The 3,744-nt window shown below is 63.1% G+C and carries 4 protein-coding genes; all 4 read right to left on the reverse strand.

The genetic code is table 11. The features are described from left to right. On the reverse strand, positions 1–488 hold a 488-nt coding region (locus HJC04_RS31430), incomplete at its 3' end, for an ABC transporter ATP-binding protein (protein WP_221147819.1). A gap of 3 nt (positions 489–491) precedes the next feature. Further along, positions 492–1,463, reverse strand: a complete 972-nt coding sequence (locus HJC04_RS31435; RefSeq protein ID WP_210628220.1) for a carbohydrate ABC transporter permease — start codon at positions 1,461–1,463, stop codon at positions 492–494. Further along, positions 1,460–2,413, reverse strand: coding sequence for a carbohydrate ABC transporter permease (locus HJC04_RS31440; protein WP_210628221.1), 954 nt, complete (start codon positions 2,411–2,413; stop codon positions 1,460–1,462). Before HJC04_RS31440 ends, HJC04_RS31435 begins: the two co-directional genes overlap by 4 nt. A gap of 137 nt (positions 2,414–2,550) precedes the next feature. Then, positions 2,551–3,744, reverse strand: a 1,194-nt coding sequence (locus HJC04_RS31445; RefSeq protein ID WP_221103924.1) for an ABC transporter substrate-binding protein, incomplete at its 5' end; no start/stop codon positions are given.

Below are 3,744 nucleotides of genomic sequence, written 5' to 3' on the forward strand. Positions count from 1 at the left end.
TTGGAGAGCGGTTCGTCGAACAGGAAGAGCTTGGGATCGCGCACCAGCGCCCGGCCCATGGCGACGCGCTGGCGCTGGCCGCCCGACAGCTGGCTCGGCTTGCGGTCGAGCAGATGGCCGATCTGCAGCACCTTGGCGACCTTGTCGATCGCCTGCTTGCGCTCTTCCGGCGGCACGCCGCGCATCTCCATGCCGAAGGCGATGTTGCCCGCCACCGTCATGTTCGGATAAAGCGCATAGGACTGGAACACCATGGCGATGTCGCGCTTGGAAGGATGCAGGCCGTTGACGGCGCGCCCGTCGATCCGGATCTCGCCCGCGGTGATCGTCTCCAGCCCGGCGATGGTGTTGAGCAGGGTCGACTTGCCGCAGCCGGACGGGCCGACCAGCACCAGGAAGCCGCCCTTTTCGAGTTCGAGATCGATGCCCTTGAGGATGTCGACGGCGCCGAAGCGCTTTCTGAGGCCGGAGATTTCCAGGAAAGCCATGGGTTACCCTTTGACTGCGCCCGCCATCAGGCCACGCACGAAGTAGCGGCCGGCGAGGATATAGACGATGAGCGTCGGCACGGCGGCGATCATCGCCGCCGCCATGTTGACATTGTATTCGACCACCCCGGTCGAGGTGTTGACGACATTGTTGAGCGCCACCGTCATCGGCATGGAGTCACCGGTGCCGGCATAGGCCGAGGCAAACAGGAAGTCGTTCCAGATATTGGTGAACTGGTAGATGACGGTGACGACGATGATCGGCAGCGAGTTCGGCAGCATGATGCGGCGGAAGATCTGGAAGAAACTGGCGCCATCGACCTGGGCGGCCCGGACCAGCTCGGTCGGGAAGGCCTCGTAGAAATTGCGAAAGAACAGCGTCGTGAAGCCGAGGCCGTAGACGACATGGACGAAGACCAGATTGACCGTCGAATTGCCGAAGCCGAAGTTAAAGCCGGTGGCGTTCTGCAGCGTCACCCCGAAGCGACCGAGCGAGCCGAGGATGGTCGCCATCGGCAAGAGCACCGACTGGAACGGAATGAAGCAGGCAAACAGCATCAGCCCGAACACCAGCGTATGGCCGGGGAAGCGCCACTTGGTCAGGACATAACCGTTCAGCGCGCCCATGAAGGTGGAGATCGCCACCGCCGGCACCACCATCTTGATCGAGTTCCAGAAGTAGCCCTTGATGCCGGCGCAGGTCAGCCCGACGCAGGCCTCGCCCCAGGCCTTCACCCAGGGATCGAAGGTCGGCGCCTGCGGCAGCGCCAGCATGTTGCCGTTCTGGATCTCGTCCATCGTCTTGAACGAGGTCGTCAGCATGACGAAGAGCGGCATCAGGTAGAGGATGGCGAAGATCACCAGCAGGCCGTAGATGACGAGGCGGCCGATCCAGCGGGCGCTGTTGCCGCGCTCCGCTCCTGCGCCCGCCGCAGCCGATGACGACGTGCCGATCGAAGAGGTGAGGCTGCTCATCGGGCCTTCTCCTTCAGTTCGGAATAGAGATAGGGAACGATGATCGCCGAGATTGTCATCAGCATGATGATGGCGCTGGCCGAGCCGACGGCCATCTCGTTGCGCTTGAAGGTATATTCATACATGAAGTTCGACGGCAGCCAGGCCGAGCCGCCCGGCCCGCCCGAGGTCAGCGCCACCACCAGGTCGTAGGACTTGATCGCCATATGGGCGAGCACGATGAAGGCCGACAGGAAGATCGGCCGCAACAGCGGAATGACGATGCGCCGATAAAGCTGGAAGGGCGACGCCCCGTCGATCTGCGCCGCCTTCATGATCTCGCCGTCGATGCCGCGAAGACCCGCGAGGAACATCGCCATGACGAAGCCCGACGCCTGCCAGACACCGGCGATGACGACGGTGTAGATGACGAAGTCCTTGTTCTTGATCCAGTCGAAGTGGAAGCTCGTCCAGCCGAAGTGGTGCAGCGTCTGCTCCAGCCCGAGGCCGGGATCGAGGAACCACTTCCAGGCCACCCCGGTGACGATGAAGGAGAGCGCCATCGGATAGAGGAAGATCGGCCGCAGCAAGCCCTCGCCGCGGATCTTCTGGTCGAGCAGGATGGCCAGCAGCAGGCCGAGTGCCAGACAGATGCCGACATAGAGGAAGCCGAAGATCGCCATGTTGGTGATCGAAGTGTACCAGGAGGATGGCGGGTCGCTCTCGAAGGTCCAGCGCCACAGCCGCTGATAAGCGCGCGCGCCGGTCAACGCATAGGAGGGGAAGGTCTTGGAATTGGTGAAGGAGAGATAGGCCGTCCAGACGATGAAGCCGTAGACGAAGATCAGCGTGATGACAAAGCTCGGCGCCAGCACGATCTTCGGCAGCGCATCCTGCAGCCGGCCCCTGAGTGAGACCCGCGTCGCTTGCCGCGGCGTCAGAACCGGATCGGTGGTCGCAACTGTGCTCATGGAATGTCATCTCCTCCCTGTATGTCGTCATGGGGGGCTGGCCCGCATGCCCCTCCCCGCATGATCGCCCCGCATATCCGTCAGGGGCTGCAGCTTCCCCGCGACGACGCGGGGAAGCGTGTTCATCGGCGGCGGCCTCAGCGGGCGTCGTCGATCGCCTGGACGAGCTGGGTCACGGCTTCGTCCGAGCTCTTGATCTGGCCGTGGACGAACTTCGAGACGACGTCCTTATAGGCATTGGCGATTGCCGGAGGCGCGCCATAGCCCTGGGCGAGCGAACCGAACAGCGTGCCGCCCTCGTTGGCGGCCTTCAGATCGGCGATGCCCTTCTTGCCGCAGGCGTCGAAGTCGGTGTCGGGAACGTCGGTGCGGGCCGGAACCGAACCCTTGACGACATTGAAGGCCGACTGGAAGCTCTTCGACAGCGTCGCCGTCGCCAATGCCACCTGCGCCGCCTTGCGGTCGTCGGGAACGTTGAACATGCCGAACATGTCGGAGTTGTAGATCACGCTGCCTTCGGTGCCGGGGAAGCGGTAGCAGAGGAAGTCTTTATCCGGCGTCTTCTTGGCGGCGACGAATTCGCCCTTGGCCCAGTCGCCCATCACCTGCACCAGCGCGTCACCCTTGATGACCATCGCGGTCGCCAGGTTCCAGTCGCGGCCGGAGAAGTTCGGATCGACATATTTGACGATCTTGGCGAGGTTGTCGAAGGACTTCTTCATCGTGTCCGACTTCAGCGACGCCTCGTCGAGGTCGTTGAAGGCCTTCTTGTAGAACTCCGGCCCACCGGTCGACAGCACGATGGAATCGAACATCGTCGCCTCCTGCCAGTTCTGGCCGCCGAGCGCCAACGGGATGACACCGGCAGCCTTGGCCTTGTCGAGCAGGGCGATCAGGTCGTCGAAGCTCTTCGGCTGGGTGCCGCCGATCTTGTCCATGACAGCCTTGTTGATCCACAGCCAGTTGACCGAATGGACGTTGACCGGGGCTGCGACCCACTTGCCGTCATAGACGGAGAACTTCTGCAATGCCGCCGGCACCGACTTGTCCCAGCCTTCCTTCTTGGCCGTCTCCGTCAGGTCACCCATCACGCCGGCCTGGGCATAATCGAGCACGGTGTACCCCAGCATCTGCGAGGCCGTCGGATAGGTGCCCGCCGCCACCATCGCCTTCAGCGCCGTCATCGCCGCATCACCACCGCCGCCGGCAACCGGGACGTCCTTCCAGGCAAAACCTTCCTTCGATAGATCCTGCTTCAGGACGTTCAAAGCCGCTGCCTCGCCCCCCGACGTCCACCAGTGCAGCATCTGCACTTCCTTCACGTCGGCAGC

This window comes from Rhizobium sp. NLR8a (assembly GCF_019685235.1).
In the GTDB taxonomy this organism is placed as follows: Bacteria; Pseudomonadota; Alphaproteobacteria; order Rhizobiales; family Rhizobiaceae; genus Rhizobium.

Excerpts from the sequence above, each read along its gene's own strand:
- HJC04_RS31440 (WP_210628221.1), bottom strand. The coding sequence starts at position 2,413 with ATGAGCACAGTTGCGACCACCGATCCGGTTCTGACGCCGCGGCAAGCG.
- HJC04_RS31435 (WP_210628220.1), bottom strand. The coding sequence starts at position 1,463 with ATGAGCAGCCTCACCTCTTCGATCGGCACGTCGTCATCGGCTGCGGCG.